Origin of the sequence: Geomonas ferrireducens, from assembly GCF_004917065.1 — a bacterium.
In the GTDB taxonomy this organism is placed as follows: domain Bacteria; phylum Desulfobacterota; class Desulfuromonadia; order Geobacterales; family Geobacteraceae; genus Geomonas; species Geomonas ferrireducens.
Genome location: NZ_SSYA01000002.1, coordinates 1,323,070 through 1,338,379, shown reverse-complemented (window position 1 = coordinate 1,338,379; position 15,310 = coordinate 1,323,070). Strand labels below are relative to the sequence as shown.

General features: G+C 59.7%; 13 protein-coding genes. 5 read left to right on the top strand and 8 right to left on the bottom strand.

Going from position 1 to position 15,310, the window contains the following annotated elements; translation table 11 throughout:
* Nucleotides 1-31: 31 nt before the first annotated feature.
* Entirely contained in the window at nt 32-493 is a 462-nt protein-coding gene (locus tag E8L22_RS14775; protein WP_136525883.1) for an Lrp/AsnC family transcriptional regulator, read from the bottom strand.
* Between the two features lie 195 nt (nt 494-688).
* Between E8L22_RS14775 and E8L22_RS14770 the strand changes: the two genes are divergently transcribed.
* Nucleotides 689-1,150 (top strand): cupin domain-containing protein, encoded by a 462-nt coding sequence (locus E8L22_RS14770; protein WP_136525882.1) that lies wholly within the window; start codon nt 689-691, stop codon nt 1,148-1,150.
* Between the two features lie 76 nt (nt 1,151-1,226).
* On the opposite strand, the gene E8L22_RS14765 is transcribed toward E8L22_RS14770, so the two are convergent.
* Nucleotides 1,227-2,141, bottom strand: coding sequence for a lysophospholipid acyltransferase family protein (locus E8L22_RS14765; RefSeq protein WP_136525881.1), 915 nt, complete (start codon nt 2,139-2,141; stop codon nt 1,227-1,229).
* Between the two features lie 23 nt (nt 2,142-2,164).
* Nucleotides 2,165-2,326 (bottom strand): hypothetical protein, encoded by a 162-nt coding sequence (locus tag E8L22_RS21565; protein ID WP_198420164.1) that lies wholly within the window; start codon nt 2,324-2,326, stop codon nt 2,165-2,167.
* A 370-nt stretch (nt 2,327-2,696) separates the two neighbouring features.
* On the opposite strand from E8L22_RS21565, the gene E8L22_RS14760 reads away from it, so the two are divergent.
* Both E8L22_RS14760 and E8L22_RS14755 read left to right on the top strand, forming a co-directional pair.
* Complete coding sequence (locus tag E8L22_RS14760) at nt 2,697-2,897, top strand: cold-shock protein (protein WP_135871276.1); 201 nt, start codon at nt 2,697-2,699, stop codon at nt 2,895-2,897.
* A gap of 288 nt (nt 2,898-3,185) precedes the next feature.
* The gene (locus E8L22_RS14755; RefSeq protein WP_136525880.1) at nt 3,186-3,443 is read left to right on the top strand and encodes a DUF3553 domain-containing protein; all 258 of its coding nucleotides are present in this window, start codon (nt 3,186-3,188) and stop codon (nt 3,441-3,443) included.
* Nucleotides 3,444-3,556: 113 nt separating this feature from the next.
* Here E8L22_RS14755 and metE read toward each other — a convergent pair whose 3' ends face one another.
* Nucleotides 3,557-5,863 (bottom strand): 5-methyltetrahydropteroyltriglutamate--homocysteine S-methyltransferase, encoded by a 2,307-nt coding sequence (gene metE, locus E8L22_RS14750; protein ID WP_136525879.1) that lies wholly within the window; start codon nt 5,861-5,863, stop codon nt 3,557-3,559.
* Nucleotides 5,864-6,165: 302 nt separating this feature from the next.
* Here metE and E8L22_RS14745 point away from each other — a divergent pair, with 302 nt between their 5' ends.
* Nucleotides 6,166-7,560 carry a tetrathionate reductase family octaheme c-type cytochrome gene (locus tag E8L22_RS14745; protein WP_136525878.1) on the top strand — a complete coding sequence of 465 codons (1,395 nt, stop codon included), beginning with the start codon at nt 6,166-6,168 and terminating at the stop codon, nt 7,558-7,560.
* Between the two features lie 57 nt (nt 7,561-7,617).
* Here E8L22_RS14745 and E8L22_RS14740 read toward each other — a convergent pair whose 3' ends face one another.
* Nucleotides 7,618-8,298, bottom strand: coding sequence for a YkgJ family cysteine cluster protein (locus tag E8L22_RS14740; protein ID WP_136525877.1), 681 nt, complete (start codon nt 8,296-8,298; stop codon nt 7,618-7,620).
* Nucleotides 8,299-8,513: 215 nt separating this feature from the next.
* Here E8L22_RS14740 and E8L22_RS14735 point away from each other — a divergent pair, with 215 nt between their 5' ends.
* Complete coding sequence (locus tag E8L22_RS14735) at nt 8,514-10,844, top strand: tetratricopeptide repeat protein (RefSeq protein WP_136525876.1); 2,331 nt, start codon at nt 8,514-8,516, stop codon at nt 10,842-10,844.
* 63 nt (nt 10,845-10,907) lie between these two features.
* Here E8L22_RS14735 and E8L22_RS14730 read toward each other — a convergent pair whose 3' ends face one another.
* The 3 genes from E8L22_RS14730 to E8L22_RS14720 form a co-directional block, all read right to left on the bottom strand.
* Nucleotides 10,908-13,430 carry a hybrid sensor histidine kinase/response regulator gene (locus E8L22_RS14730; protein ID WP_136525875.1) on the bottom strand — a complete coding sequence of 841 codons (2,523 nt, stop codon included), beginning with the start codon at nt 13,428-13,430 and terminating at the stop codon, nt 10,908-10,910.
* Nucleotides 13,427-14,284 carry an ectoine/hydroxyectoine ABC transporter substrate-binding protein EhuB gene (ehuB, locus tag E8L22_RS14725; protein ID WP_136525874.1) on the bottom strand — a complete coding sequence of 286 codons (858 nt, stop codon included), beginning with the start codon at nt 14,282-14,284 and terminating at the stop codon, nt 13,427-13,429. The genes E8L22_RS14730 and ehuB overlap by 4 nt, the downstream gene beginning before the upstream one ends.
* Nucleotides 14,285-14,503: 219 nt before the next feature.
* Nucleotides 14,504-15,283, bottom strand: a complete 780-nt coding sequence (locus tag E8L22_RS14720; protein WP_136525873.1) for a 4Fe-4S binding protein — start codon at nt 15,281-15,283, stop codon at nt 14,504-14,506.
* Between the last annotated feature and the right edge of the window lie 27 nt (nt 15,284-15,310).

The window sequence follows — 15,310 nt, the reverse complement described above, 5'->3', positions numbered from 1 at the left end:
TTTTTAGATGGTTTCTGTTGCGTTCGATATATCAGTGACGGCCGTTGCCGTTGTGTTCGGTAAGATCCACCCGCCTGGTCTCCTTCACCGTTTCCAGGACCACCTGTGTTCTGATCGACCTGACCCCCTCGAGGGCTCTGATCTCCCCGAGTATCCTGGCGAGGGTGGTGTGATCGGCGGTTCTCAGCTTGACGAGGAACCCGTCCGGACCTACCACCTGGTGCACCTCCTGGACCGAGGTGATCTCGGCGAGTGCCTGTGCCGTCGCCGCGCCGTCGCTTTCCACCTGCACGAAAGCGGAGAGCCCCTGGTGGAAGCAGGCCGGGTTCAGCCGCACCTCGTACCCCTCGATGATGCCGCGCTCCTCCAGCTTGCGGATGCGCTCCAGCACCGCCGATGGCGCCATGCCGACCTGCCTTGCGACTTCGGCGTTGGGAATCCTCGCCTTCTCCTGAAGGATTTCCAGTATGTGGATGTCTATTTCGTCGAACATTCTTGTTTACACCTTTCCTGACGAATTTTATTCATATTTGTGGGTCGTGTAAAGAATTTTTTTCGGACGGAGCCGCCCGCAAGCCTTGCTCATGTCGTTTTGTGTGGCGTGATGGGAGCCGCGGTAGGTAAAATGGTGGCATGTAGGAGAAAAATCAGCGGTATAAGGCTGTTTAGGAGGCAATAGGAGGACAACATGAAAAGGATGATGTTACTTATGATGGTGATCTTCTTTTCGCTGGCCGGAAGCGGTGCCGCGCACGAGAAGAAGATGGCGCAGTCGGCGGTAAAAACGATCATCGTGGTACCGAACGACATACAGTGGCAGGCAGGTCCCCCGGCCATTCCGGGCGCGCAGATGGCCGTGCTGGAGGGGGACCTCTCCAAACGGGGATTCTTCGTGGCGAGGATCAAGCTGCCGGCGGGGACGCGGATAGCACCGCATTTCCATGACAACGTCGAGAGGGTGACGGTGATTTCCGGGAACATCAAGCTGGCCATGGGCACGACGCAGGAAAACCCGGTCCTGCTCCCGGCGGGGAGTTACTTCTCAATCAAACCGAAGACGGTCCACAACGCCTGGGTCGACGAGGAGACCGTTGTGCAGATCTCAACGCGCGGGCCATGGACGCTGTACACGGTGAAGGGCGGACAGTAGAAGAGGATATAACCTCCATGGAGGCATGAACGAAGAAGGGACCAGCCTGCGGGTTGGTCCCTTCTTTGCGTTCGGATCAGACCCAAGCCTGTCCGGCCCGCTTCCAGCGCCGGTGCATCCAATACCATTGCGCCGGGTGCGCGGCCACGAAATTCTCCACGTAGTGCGACAGCGCCTGCGTTTCCTTCTGGATGCCGCAGTCGCTCATGTCTCCGCTGAAGGTGTGCTCAGGGTAAAAGGTGATCACGTGGTGGTCTCCCTCTCGGTGTATGAAGACGGGGAGCAGCGGGGCGCCGCTTTTGCGGGCCAGTAACACCGGAGCCTTGGAGGCCCAGGCCTTGCGCCCCATCACGCTCACCAGCACGCCGTCTTCGTGCGAGGCAGCCTGATCCGCGAGGATCCCCACCATATCGCCGGAACGCAAAGCGGAAAGGATGCCCCGGAAGGCCCCCTTCTTGTAGATCACGCGGCTGTTGTAGCTCATGCGCATCCGTTCTACCATGCGGTTGAAGTGAGGGTTGTTCTGGCGCTTTGCCACTACGGCGCCGTCGCCCAATAGGCGCCCCAAAGCGAGGGCCATCAACTCCCAGTTCCCGCAGTGTCCGCTGAAGCAGATGACCCCTTTGTTTCTCGCCCTCGCCGCTTCGTAGTGCTCAAGCCCCCTAAGTTCGATGTCGGCGATGAGGTGCTCGCCGCGACCGTGGTAGAGCTTGCAGACCTCGATAAGCGACGTGCCGAGGTTGCCGTAAGTCTGCGCGGCGAGTGGGGCTGTCCCGCTGCCGGGAACGCACCAGAGAGGGTGGGCACCGAGGTAACCAAGTGCCTCTTTCAGGTTGTCCTGAACGATGTCCCGGCGCTTGGGTAAAATTCGCCAGATGACCGACCCGACCACGGCTCCCCCACGTTCGGTTGCCGCAACCGGTATCAGCGCGCCGACCAAGGTGAGACAGTAAAAGACTGCCGCCTGAACCTTCCAAAACAGTTCACCCATTGACATCTCCAGAAGGTGCTTCGTTACGCCGTGATCTCGGTGTCCGCCATGGGCGAATCTTCAGCTTCAGCCTCGGCCTCAGGATCGGTGTCCTTTTGCTGCTTGCGCAGCGCCTTTTCGTCCTGTTTCTTTTTCCGGTCCAATTCTTTTTGACGCTTCTGAAACTTGAAATTAGTATGTGCCATGGGCGCTCCTTCACAAAAAAGATGCGTTTCGTGCCGTGCGGATAACGTTTTTTCCCGCACGGCTTTTGAATTAAGCCGTCCGGTCATACTGAATTACCGTCATTCAAATAGCAAGCAGTTTCAATTTTTTCAGATTCGGATCATTTATTTGTCTCACAAGTTGCCGTTTGCATAGGACATTATGCATGGTTAAGTCCATATTACTCTTTGTGATTTTGTGTGCAAAAGCTTAAAATAAGCTACCGTTGACGAATTTATTTCTGAAACACATGTATTAAATAGCTTGCTTAACTTACCCATAGCTGTTACGGTGACCGTTAAATTCGGCACGTTGCCGAACACAATCAGCAACACTTGGAGAAAGAATCACATGGCAAACGGTACTGTAAAATGGTTTAACGACAGCAAGGGGTTTGGTTTTCTGGAGCAGGAGAACGGTGACGATGTTTTCTGTCACTTCTCCGCGATCAGCGGCGACGGGTTCAAATCCCTGGCTGAAGGCGATAGCGTGACGTTCGACGTCGTGAAGGGGCCGAAAGGTCTTCAGGCCGCCAACGTGCAAAGGGTTTAACAGCACGATCAAGCCTATGCACAAAGGAAGTGGCCCCAATGGTTAAAGCCAGGGGCCACTTTTGTTACAAGCCTCTCCGCACCGCCCTCCCGGCTCAACCGCCGATTCGACTTTCCTGGCCACTCCTGAACCTGGCGTATCCGTCTGCCGTCACAACTCAAGTGGTACGATGCCTCCCGAAATGTCCGTGGGGAATGGGGGGGGACCATGCAGTCGGGTAATCGTTGATTGGGTGCTGCCCCGTGGCCGTAAGTTGCCTTTCATGCTGCAGACAAAAAGGGGGAAGAGATGTCGATCAAGCGCGGGGATGTCGTGAATCATTGTGTCGCTGTCGAGTGGGGCTCTGGCAAGGTAGTCGAGGTCACGGCGAAGTGGGTCTCCATTCATTTCAACGACGGGGTGGTCAGAAAGATCGCATGCTCCCATTACGAGAAATTGACGCCGGCGGAGGCGGGCTCATTCAAACCGGTTCCGTCGGTTGCGCCCAAAGTCGCCGTTGAGGCTGTCGGCAAGGTGAAAAAACGTGCGGGGCGCAAGGCTGCCTGATAAGCGCCAGGTGAGAAGCCGCAAGGGCGGCTTTGACTAAAGCGGAAAAACGAGAGGGATCAGCCATGACGGCGATCCCTCTTTGCGTTAAAGGTGCGGGCGTGGTTACGCTGCTAGCCGGTCGCGTGCCGCAAGCGCACCTGCCGTGCGGCATCCACCATGTTGGCAAGTGACGCCTCGATCTCTGGCCAGCCTCGGGTCTTCAGGCCGCAATCCGGGTTTACCCAGAGCCGTTCCACGGGAAGGACCTCGCAGGCGAGCTCCAGCAGCGCGACCATCTCCTCGATGGACGGGACGCGCGGGGAGTGGATGTCGTAGATGCCGGGGCCCACGTCGTTGGGATACCCCTGCTGCCGGAAATTCCCCAGAAGCTCCATGCGGGAGCGGGATGACTCGATGGATAGGACGTCGGCATCCATGGCCACGATGGAGGCGAGGATGTCGCCGAACTCCGAGTAGCACATGTGGGTGTGGATCTGGGTCTCGTCCCTCACCCCGGAGGTGGCGAGACGGAACGCCTCCACAGCCCACCCAAGGTATGCGGACCACTCACCGCGCCTAAGCGGCAGCCCTTCCCGGATGGCAGGCTCGTCCACCTGGATCATCGCGATCCCCGCCTGTTCCAGGTCGGCCACCTCGTCGCGCAGCGCCAAAGCGATCTGCCGGCAGGTTTCCGAGCGGGGCTGGTCGTTGCGCACGAAGGACCACTGCAGTATGGTGACCGGGCCGGTGAGCATCCCTTTCACCGGTCGCTCGCTCAGTGATTGGGCGTAGCGGCTCCAGTCGACGGTCATCGGGCGGGGGCGCGCCACGTCTCCGAAGAGCACCGGCGGCTTCACGCAGCGCGAGCCGTAGCTCTGCACCCAGCCGTTTTGTGTGAAGGCGAAACCTTCCAACTGCTCTCCGAAGTATTCCACCATGTCGGTGCGTTCGAACTCACCGTGTACCAGCACGTCGAGGCCGAGCTTTTCCTGCTTCTCGACGCAAAGCCTGATCTCTTCCTTCATGAAGGCGTCGTACCCTTCACCGTCGAGTGAGCCGCTGCGCCACTTGGACCGCGCTTCACGCACCTGCTTTGACTGCGGGAAGGAGCCTATGGTGGTGGTGGGGAGAAGCGGCAGGCCGAAATGTTCCTTCTGACGGGCGATTCTAGCGGGGAACGAAGAAGTGCGCCGCAGCATCCCCTGGGTCAGCTGTTCGGCCCGGCGCCTGACTTCCGGGTTGGAGGTCGCCGCGGCCGCGCGCCTTCTTGCCAGCGCCGACGAGGCCTGTCCCCAGAAAGCGTCATCCGGTTTTTCGCCTTCCGCCGCGTCGGCCAGGGCCCTGACCTCGGCCACCTTCTGCGCCGCGAAGGCCATCCAGCTCTTGAGCTCCGGGTCGAGCTTCATTTCCGCGTCCAGATCGACCGGAACGTGAAGGAGCGAGCATGAGGTGGCGACCATGACGCGCTCGCTTCCAAGCTTCGTTACGGCCTGCCGGACCGTCCGGTGCGCCTGCTCCAGGTCGCAGCGCCAGACGTTGCGGCCGTCCACCACGCCAAGGGAGAGTTTCATCTGCGTAGGGAGCGCGGCAAGCACGGCATCGAGTTCGGCCGGGGCGCGGACGAGATCGATGTGCAGCGCCTCGCATCCCGATGCCGTGACCAGTGAGAGGTTGTCACCGATCGAGCCGAAGTAGGTGGCGATCAGCAGCACCGGTCGTTTCGGGCAGGCGCCGAACCGGGTGAGGGCGGAACGATAGGCTTCCCGGCTTTTGCCGTCCAGGTCGAAGCAGAGGCCGGGCTCGTCCAACTGAAGCCAAGAGACCCCGTGACCGGCAAGCAGCGCGAAGAGCTCCTCGTACACAGGCAGGAGGCGCTCCAGAAGGTCGAGCGTGTCGCTTCCGGCGGGGGCGTCTCCCGCGAACTTGGAGAGCTTCAGGAAGGTAACCGGTCCAGGGATGACGGGGCGTACCGCGATGCCGAGCGCCTGCGCCTCGGCGAGCTCCGCCATGATCTTGGTGGGATCCAGCCTGAATGCCTGGTTCGGTTCCAGTTCCGGGACGATGTAATGGTAGTTCGTGTCGAACCACTTGGTCATCTCGAGGGGGGAAAGGTCGATCCCGGCGCCGCGGTCCTGGATGCCGCGCGCCATGGCAAAGTAGCGGTTCAGTGGCGTGGCGATTCCGGCAAAGCGCGGCGGGACCGCTCCGACCGTTACCGCCATGTCCAGCATGTGGTCGTAAAGGGAGAAGTCGTTGCACGGAATCTGGTCGAGCCCCGCTTCCTTCATGTAGTGCCAGTGACGGCTGCGGATCTCCTGGGACGTTGCCAGGAGCGACTCCGCCGGAGTGGCGCCGCTCCAGTACGCCTCGAGCGCCTTTTTCAGATCCCGCGCTATGCCTATTCTCGGGTGACCTAACACTGTAGCAAGCACCGCCATAACTTGTTTCTCCTATTATCTGTCTATGACTGGTAACAAGGTGCCGTTGTCCGACAAGTTGAACATTTTAACATCTTCGGCGCGATGTGCAGCTTAAAGAGGGGGAAGGCCTTATGCGTTGTCAGATGCCGGACCGGCAAGCCAGTCACAAGGGAAGGCACTTCTGCGGCTTATGACCGTTGTGGCGCAATTTGTCATTGACTACGTCCGGCATCAAATATAATGTGTTCCCGGTTCTTTACCGTCCGCATGCCTCGGGCGGGCGGGTCGCCAATCATACTGATCGCGGGGTCCAATACATCATGAGGAAATACCTGCTGCTGCTTCTGGTGCTGGTCTGTGCTTCCACCTCGGATGCCTCGTTGAAAGGGACGCATCGGTTCTTCTCCGAACCTTTCAAAAGCGGCCCCGAGGTGACCAAGACCTGCGCCGGTTGCCATGACAAGCTGACCAAACAGATCATGCAGACGGTGCACTGGAACTGGGGCAAGAAGCAGACGATCAACGGCAAGACCGTCGACTTCGGCAAGAAGAACGCCCTGGGCAATTCCTTCTGTCTCGCCGTCCCGTCCAACCTTTCCGCATGCACCAGTTGCCACGCCGGTTACGGGTGGAAGGACAACACCTTCGATTTCGGCAACACCGACAATATAGATTGTCTCGTCTGTCACGAGACGAACGGCGCCTACAAGAAGTTCCCGCTGGGATCGGGACACCCGGTCTACCAGGGAGAGAAAAAGGAATTCCCGCCGGGAAAGGTGTGGGAGCCTGTCGACCTCCTCGCCGCGGCGCGTTCCATAGAGCGCCCCTCGCGTGCGGCTTGCGGCGCCTGCCACTTCTACAGCGGCGGCGGTGACAACTACAAGCACGGCGACCTCGACTCGACCCTTGCCAATCCGAGCGGCGACTACGACGTGCACATGGGGGCAAAGGGGCTCACCTGCGAGTCCTGCCACAAAGCGCCTGACCACGACGTTAAGGGGGAGGCAATTTCCGTTTCGCCCGGCTCCGGTCCCCGCGCCATGGGGTGCACCGACTGTCACAAGGGTGACGTCCACGCCATCAGGATCCTGAACATACACATGAGGCGCGTCGCCTGCCAGACCTGCCACATCCCGACCTACGCCAAGGGAAGCCCGACGGTGTTGTCGTGGGACTGGTCGGCCGCGGGTAAGAGCGCCGCCGAGGGGGCAGACCCGCTCAAGATCTACGACAAGGCGCGCGGCGAGCTGGTGCTCGGCAAGGACCTCGTGCCGACCTACATGTGGTACAACGGGACGGTGGAGCGGGTCTTCATGGGTGACAAGATCGATCCCGGCAAGGTGGTGCGGCTTTCCGCCCCTCGCGGCGACCGCTCCGATCCGCAGTCGAAGATCTTCCCGTTCAAGGTGCTGAAGGCGAAACAGCCTTATGACCTGGAAAACCGTATCATAGCCGTCCCCAACATCTTCGGCCCTGCCGACAGCGAGACGGCATATTCCGCTACTTTCGACTGGAACAAGGCGATCGAGGCGGGGATGAAGGCGGCCGGGCTTCCCTACAGCGGGAAGTACGGCTGGGTGGAAACAACCACGGTCTGGTCGCTGAACCACATGGTGGTGCCGAAGGAAAAGGCGATCAGGTGCCGGCACTGCCACGGCGAGAACGGACGCATCGACTGGAAGGGACTCGGGTACCCTAAGGACCCGCGCGGTTAGCCGTCAGGATATGCAAGGAAACGAGAAGGGATCAGCCGGAAAGGCTGATCCCTTTTTTTATCGCCACAGGTCTTCCGGGAGCTTTCCTCCGCCTAGAAACAGCTCCCGGTACTCCGGGTGTTCGAGAAAGGCAATGACCCCGGTTCCAAGCTCGATGCTGCGGTCGTCAAGACCGCATGAAAGAAGTCCCGCGGCAAGCGAGGTGAAGGCGGCATCATAAGCCGCCTTGCGTAATAAGTCGGTAGGCACCAGGCGGTCTTCGTCACTTACCACCGGGGCGAATGCTTCGCGACAGCTTTCGCTGTCCAGAGACGTTATGGCGCGGCAGGCGAGCGGGCGTACCGGGTGAACGCTGCAGGCGCCGTACTGATCCAGCAGCGGGCAGGACATCCTCTTCAGTATCCGCTCTTCGTCGTCCATCCATCGCGTCCATGAGCGGTGCTGTGCAAGCCGTTTGCGCAGTTCGTCCAGTTCCCTCGGAGCAGTCTGTTCTGCCAGTCTTTGTGCGATGCGCATCGCCTCCGGAAGCAACACGGCGACGTTCAAGACGCAGCAGTAGGGACAGCCCGCGGTGCAGGCCATGGGGCGGTCGCTGCAGATCGCTTCGGCGCCCTCGGCGCAGCACGAAACGGCGGCAGCCAGGGAGGCTTCTGTCGGAGTGCCATCCAGTAGCCGCACCACCTTCTCCGTCACCAGGCGGCGAAACTCCTCTTCATGCCAGCAGTCGATATCTCTCATACCGGATGATTCTACAGGAAGAAACCGAGGTGTCACCTTGAGAAATTTCATGGTGCAGGCTGGAGGCGCCACACCTCTTCTGTCATAGAATCCTTATAAATATTCTTTGACTTTATTTCTTCGCTAAATTAATCTTTCGCCAATTCATGGCGGTTTCCGGTTTCAGTCTAAGACTCGGGCATATCCAGAGAATTTATTGCAAGGTGAGGTCTTGAATGAGCGTTGTTCGCATTCTTTTAATGGCTGTTGTGCTGGCATGTTTGACTTTCCCTTCCGCTGCCTTTTCTGAAACAGATGAAGCGGCGATGTTTGCCCAGGCGAAGAACCACTATCAGGAAAAGGGGTACTACTACGCCTCGACCTGGCTGGAAAGGATCCTGAAGAAATACCCGAAGACGCCCCAGCGCGAGGAGGTACTCCTAATGCTGGTGAAATGCTACACGGCGACTTCACGCGAAGAGAAGGCCGTCCGCACCGTTAACACGCTGCTGAAGGATTACCCGAAGGCTGCCGAAAAACTCGATCCTGACGTCTTGAAGATCGTTCAAGAGAGGGCGCAGCAGGAGCCGCCCAGGCTTGCGGAACCGCAGGAAGCTCCGAAGCCTGTGGCCAAAGTACAGCCATCGGCTGCCGGCGCGGCTAAATTAGCTGTTCCGGCTGTTCCCGAAGCCGTTGCCGTTTCTTCCTTGAAAGCACCAGTCGAGGGGGCACTTCTGGGAGTTGGCGGTCTTGTGTCGGCGGAACAGAGAAGGGACGATAACGCAAGGGCTGAGGCTGAAGCCAAAGCTGAGGCCGCCGCAAAAGCCGCGATGGCCAAAGCGGAACAGGCCAGGTACGAGAAAGCCAGGGCCGAAGTGGCTGCCAAGGCGGAGCAGGCAAAGGCTGAGAAATCCAAGGCCGAAGCGGCGCCAAAAGCAGAGGCTGCCGCAAAGGCAGAACAGGCAAGGATCGAGCAGGCTAAAGCTGAGAAGGCTAAGGCCGAGGCTGCGGCCAAAGCTGAAGCAGCGGCCAAGGCTGAGCAGGCGAGAATAGAGAAAGAGAAAGCCGAAGCGGCGGCTAAAGCAGAGGCTGCCGCAAAGGCAGAAAAGGCAAGGATCGAACAAGCCAAAGCTGAGCAGGCTAAGGCCGAGGCTGCGGCCAATGCTGAAGCAGCGGCCAAGGCTGAGCAGGCGAGAATAGAGAAAGAGAAAGCCGAAGCGGCGGCTAAAGCAGAGGCTGCCGCAAAGGCGGAACAGGCAAGGATCGAGCAGGCTAAAGCTGAGATGGCTAAGGCCGAGGCTGCCGCTAAGGCTGACGCAGCGGCCAAGGCTGAACAGGCGAGAGTAGAGAAAGAGAAAGCCGAAGCGGCGGCTAAAGCTGAGGCGACTGCAAAGGCAGAACATGCAAGGATCGAGCAGGCTAAAGCTGAGATGGCTAAGGCCGAGGCTGCCGCTAAGGCTGACGCAGCGGCCAAGGCTGAACAGGCGAGAGTAGAGAAAGAGAAAACCGAAGCTGCAGCAAAAGCTGAGGCGACTGCAAAGGCAGAGCAGGCAAGGATCGAACAGGCCAAAGCGGAGAAAGCTAAGGCTGAGGCTGCGACTAAGGCTGAAGCAGCGGCCAAGGCTGAACAGGCGAGAATCGAGAAAGAGAAAGCCGAAGCTGCAGCGAAGGCTGAGTCAGCCGCAAAAGCTGAACAGGCAAGAATCGAGCAGGAAAAAGCCGAGAAGGCTAAGGCTGAAGCGACGGCCAAGGCTGAAGCGGCTGCCAAGGCTGAAGCGGCTGCCAAGGCTGAAGCGGCTGCCAAGGCTGAAGCGGCTGCCAAGGCTGAAGCGGCTGCTAAGGCTGAACAGGCGAGAATCGAAAAAGAGAAAGCCGAAGCGGCAGCAAAAGCCGAGGCGGTAGCAAAGGCAGAGCAGGCAAGGATAGAGCAGGCAAAAGCTGAGAAGGCGAAGGCTGAGGCCATGGCTCAGGCGGAAGCAGCAAAGGCTGCACCCCCTGCAGTTCCCATGGAGGACCCTGTCTTGGCAGCAATTCCCGAGCCTCCTACAGCACCTCCTGTTGCCGTGGCCGCACCTGTGGCTGTTGCTGGGCCCGAGTCGGCTGTTGCGGCATACACCCTCGATTTCGGCTCTTTCGTCCTCAAAAGGGACATGATCGAGATAAAGAAGAAGATCAGGAAAGCAGGGATGGTGCCGGTTGTAGTGCCTGGTCCCAAGAAAAAAGAACACATGAGCCGGATCCACGTCGCCGAGTACACCGAGAAGAAGGCGGCGGACCATATGATACAGAAGCTGCGCAAGGCGAAGGGGGACTGTTTCATCCTTCAGGATCGCCGGGGGAAATTCAACCTCTACGCGGGCTCTTACTTCGACAAGTCGAGCGCCATCGAGGAACAGGTGCGCCTGGCCCGCTTCGGCATCACCACGGAGCTGAGGCAGCTGTCGGTTCAGGTCCCGACCTTGCAACTTAGCGCCGGTTCTTTCGAAAGCGAGGAAGCCGCTGCGAGAAGTGCAGGTGAACTGGAGAGGGCAGGGGTTAAAGCGGTCGTGGTGCCGCGGCCGCGATAAGTGCGACTTGAGTTAGGATCGAGGAGAGGCAGCCGATGAGGCTGCCTTTTTTCGTTGGTAAGGCTACGGTTGGCTCAGGACTTCTCTTACCTTGCGGGCCAGCGCCTTCATATTGAACGGTTTCTGGATGTACTTCACATCGGGGTCGAGAACGCCGTGCTGAGAGATCGCATCGGCGGTGTATCCGGACATGTAAAGGCATTTCAAACCGGGCCGCGCGGTGAGCAACCGGTCGGCAAGGGCCCGGCCGTTCATACCTGGCATGATGACGTCGGTTAACAGAAGGTCGATCTCTCCCGGGTGCTGCTCGGCGGCCTTGAGCGCCTCCTCAGGGGATGAAGCTGCGAGAGTGCGGTATCCCTGCAGTTTGAGCATGTCGGTTGTCATCCGCAGGATCTCTGGCTCATCTTCCACTACGAGAATCGTCTCCTCGTTCCCCTGCTGGGGCTCCTCGCTTGCTTCTGCTTCGACCGGCATATTTTCTCCGCCATGGCGCGGCAGATAAATGGCGAAACTTGTACCTTGGCCCGGTTCGCTGTACACGTGGATGGTCCCCTGGTTCTGCTTGACTATGCCGTAGACGGTGGAGAGCCCAAGCCCCGTTCCCATACCCGGCCCCTTCGTCGTGAAGAACGGTTCAAAGATCTTCTCGACCGTCTCCTTTTCCATTCCACACCCGTTGTCGGTAACCGTGAGACTCACGTAATCGCCGGGATGAAAGTCAGGGTGTTCCTGGCAGTAGGTCCGGTCGAGGGAGATGTTGGCGGTTTCTATGACCACTTTGCCCGAGCCCGCTATAGCATCCCTCGCGTTGACACAGAGGTTGGCAAGGAGCTGGTTCAACTGCGACGGGTCCATGAGCACCGGCCATACTTCTTTTTGCGGGAGCCACACCAGTTCGGTCTCTTCGCCGATCAGGCGCTTTAGCATCGCGATGGTGTCGCCTATCTGATCGTTGAGGTCGACCACCTTCGGGGAAACTTTCTGCCGCCGGGCAAACGCCAGGAGTTGCTGGGTCAGGTTCGCCGAACGCTCGGCTGCCTTGACTATCTCGTTCAGCATGCCCGATACCGTATGCTTGTCGTCGCCCAGTTCGTGCAACGACATTTCTGCAAACCCCATGATGACAAGCAGCATATTGTTGAAATCATGGGCGATGCCGCCCGCCAGCCGGCCGATTGCCTCCATTTTCTGTGCCTGCAGGATTTGCTCTTCCAGCTTCTTCTGGATGGTAAGGTCGGTGTGGGTTCCGGTCATCCGCAGCGCGGCGTTCATCTCGTTACGCAACACCACCTTCCCCCTGGTGAGCACCCATTTCCAGTCGCCTGACTTCGTGAGAAGGCGCTGCTCCATTTCGAAGATCTCGGTTTCGCCTTCCATATGCGCCTGCAAGAGCTCACGGGTGCGTGGGAGATCGTCGGGGTGCAGCAGGTCGGTCCACACCGGTCGTAAAAGCTCTCCCTCTCCGGGGGCGTAACCCAGGATCTCCCACCCTCTGGGGCTCAGGTACGTTGCGCCGGTCACCATATCGATGTCCCACAGCCCGTCGTTGGTCCCCTCCAAGGCGAAGCGCAGTCTGCTCTCGCTTTCCCTGAGGGCGAGCTCGGCTTTTCTGCGTTCAGTCATGTCCATGACGCTTGTGATGAAATAGAGCGGCGCACCGGCGGCGTCCCTGAGCAAGCTGGAACTTCCGATGCCCCAGACGACCGCACCGTCTCGATGCAGGTAGCGGGCTTCAAACCGGAATGACTCCTGTTTACCGTTCACGGTCAGCCGTCTCTGTTCCAGGAACTGTGCGAAGTCGTCCGCATGCATGAAGCTCGACAGCGGGTGTCCCGGCAGTTCCTCCGGCTCGTAGCCGAGCATCTGGGCGAACGCGTCATTCACCATCAGCAGCACCTCGTCAGTCGTCGACAACGAGTAACCCGACGTCGTCCTCTCGAAGATCGTGCGGAAGCGGTTCTCGCTCTCGCGCGAGGAGGCGTAGAGACGATCCCGCGCCCGTCCAGCTTGGTACACCACGCCGCAAAGGGCGGACAAAAAAAGCGCCGCGGCAAAAATCGTCCAGCCGAAGCGGCGGTCCAGTTGCTGCGATATCCTCCTAAGCCTTTTCTGCGAAAGGGTATCTATTTCGTTTGCCTGCAGCTCCAGTTGCTGGAACGAGACCCGCAGCGCCACCTCATCGGCGGCACGTGCCGTTCCTCCTTTTTGCCACCTTGCCAGGAGGGTCTCAAACCTGCTGACGCTGTCGTTGAAAGAAGCGGCGGCATCATTCTGGTCGGCGCCGAGCCGCATGGCGGCGCGGTCGAGGGACGAGATGGACTGGCGCAGCAGGGCAAGCCCCTCTGCTTGACCGAAGGAGGAACCGGGCTGACCGGCGAGCGTCAGGTGCAGAAACCCCTTGCAGAGGTCGATGCGGGCCTCGCGCAGGTCTTCCACCTCGGTCAGGGCGGCGCGCAGGGTGTGTCGTTGTTGAAGGTCGAGCCAGTACACGGTGGTGCAGACGAGGATGGAGAGGAGGACGGCGCTCCCGACCGACAGCCAAGAATGGGAGCGGATGCGCTGATGCAGAGGTGCGGCCGTCATGGCCTCGGCTCCGATTTTCCCTTTGTCGTGGTGGGGAGTTCATCCGCGGTGAAACCAAAGCGTGAGACCAGGGCGAGATGTTCTTTGGTGCCGATATAACCGTCAAGCGCCCTGTTCCAGGCCTCCAGCAACTCCCGGTCCTCTTTCCTGAAGGCGAAGGCGCCAAGGCCAAGCGATTCGCTATCCACCGTTGCGGGCGCCTCTGCCGCTTCGACCTGCTCCTTGGAGTGCATGGCGAGCCACCGTGCCGTAGGAGATGAAATTGCCATCCCTGCGGCGAGGCCCGACGTAACTGCGGCAAGACCGGTGCGTGTATCGGGAACGGCAAGGAGCCTTCCTGCGGAAACGCCAAGGCGGCGCAAGGTGTTTTCTTCAACCGAACCGCTGAGGACGGCGACGGTTACGTCATGTGTTGCAAGCTCCTTGTAGGAGTGGAGTCGGAGGGGATTGCCGGCAGGAACCAAAAGCCCCGGCCTTACCTGGAAGGTTGGCGTGGAAAAGGCAACCTGCATTTTTCTTTCCGGCGTGATGAACATGCCTGCTGCCACGACGTCGATGCGGCCGGCTTCCAACTCGGCAATAAGGGACCCGAACTCGGCCTGGCGCCAGGTAATCTGGTCAATACCGATGGCCTTGGCGATGTGTCTCGCAATTTCTGGTGATTCCCCGGTCACCGTGCCGTCTTGGGTGACGAAGGCGTAGGGAGCTTCCACTGCATAACCGATCCGGATGGTCCCGGCATGGCGCAGTCGAGCGAGTGAGTCATCACTTGATACGTTTACCAATAGCCACACCGCTGCAATGGCAACGATCAACGCGAGAGGAATGCTGTATGAGTATCCGCGCTGTTTCAAAGAAATCCCCGCCGCAGATGTGTCGAGACAGTGCGGCCTGGATGCCGGTGTCTCTGTATCTGGCTCTGGTGCAGAGTGGGCAGCAAGGGATGATTATCGCACCAGTTGGGAGTAAATCAAACAGATGGGCGGGTGATGAGCAAAGCGGGCGAGGTGGAAGGCGTAAGGGATGGGATCATAAGGGGACTGGCTCCGAAGTGCCTGTCCCCTTGCTTGTGGTTACAGGAAAAATTCCGGTTCCTTGCGGCGCGAACAATTGTCGACAAGCATCTGTCGCCTCTCCGCAACCGACGGGTGGTTCATGGTCCGTGCACCGGCGGGACAGACCCTTGTGCAGGCGCAGCACTTGATGCAGGCGGCCGCGTTGGTCCTGACGGCATCGCCTACCTCTATGACGAAGGTCGGGCAAACCTCGGCGCAGGCGCCGCAGAGGGTGCAGAGACCTTCATCGGTATCGGGAGCAGCACCGCCTAGCGGCGGTCTTTCCTTGTACGGAAAAGCTCCGGGGACTTGCGGTTCATGCCGTGAGGGATCGGCCGCGGCGCGTGAGGCAAGGGTGCCGAACTCGACGGCCCGGTCAAGGTCGTCGCGGTCCGGGCGCCCCAAGGCGACCGGTTGGGAGTTGGTTGCATAGGAGTGTTCGCCGATGAATGCTCCTGCGGCTGATACGCTGAAGCCCTTGGCGCGGCAGACGTCGGCCATCTCGAGGAGGGCATCCTCGAAGGCCCGGTTGCCGTAAACGGCGGCGATGATGACGGGCACGCCCGCGCCCTGCAGCCGCTCGATGCGCTGCAGGAAGAGCTCGGGCACCCTCCCGGCGTAGACCGGGAAGCCGATGACGGCGATTCCTTCGTCCAGGGCGAGTTCGATCCCTTCCCGTACCCGGGTGAGATCGTGATGGACGACCTTCCCCGTACCGAGCCCTTGCGCGATTGAGGTCACCGTTTTGCGCGTGGTCCCGGTCGGGGAGAAATATATGAGATGGATGGTCTGGTTCATGTGATCTTCTTCTAAGGACGGGACCCC

Coding starts and splice junctions, on each gene's coding strand:
- E8L22_RS14765 (WP_136525881.1), bottom strand. CDS start 2,141: ATGGGTGAACTGTTTTGGAAGGTTCAGGCGGCAGTCTTTTACTGTCTC.
- E8L22_RS14760 (WP_135871276.1), top strand. CDS start 2,697: ATGGCAAACGGTACTGTAAAATGGTTTAACGACAGCAAGGGGTTTGGT.
- E8L22_RS21565 (WP_198420164.1), bottom strand. CDS start 2,326: ATGGCACATACTAATTTCAAGTTTCAGAAGCGTCAAAAAGAATTGGAC.
- E8L22_RS14730 (WP_136525875.1), bottom strand. CDS start 13,430: ATGACGGCCGCACCTCTGCATCAGCGCATCCGCTCCCATTCTTGGCTG.
- E8L22_RS14735 (WP_136525876.1), top strand. CDS start 8,514: ATGAGCGTTGTTCGCATTCTTTTAATGGCTGTTGTGCTGGCATGTTTG.
- E8L22_RS14745 (WP_136525878.1), top strand. CDS start 6,166: ATGAGGAAATACCTGCTGCTGCTTCTGGTGCTGGTCTGTGCTTCCACC.
- E8L22_RS14755 (WP_136525880.1), top strand. CDS start 3,186: ATGTCGATCAAGCGCGGGGATGTCGTGAATCATTGTGTCGCTGTCGAG.
- metE (WP_136525879.1), bottom strand. CDS start 5,863: ATGGCGGTGCTTGCTACAGTGTTAGGTCACCCGAGAATAGGCATAGCG.
- E8L22_RS14740 (WP_136525877.1), bottom strand. CDS start 8,298: ATGAGAGATATCGACTGCTGGCATGAAGAGGAGTTTCGCCGCCTGGTG.
- E8L22_RS14770 (WP_136525882.1), top strand. CDS start 689: ATGAAAAGGATGATGTTACTTATGATGGTGATCTTCTTTTCGCTGGCC.
- E8L22_RS14720 (WP_136525873.1), bottom strand. CDS start 15,283: ATGAACCAGACCATCCATCTCATATATTTCTCCCCGACCGGGACCACG.
- E8L22_RS14775 (WP_136525883.1), bottom strand. CDS start 493: ATGTTCGACGAAATAGACATCCACATACTGGAAATCCTTCAGGAGAAG.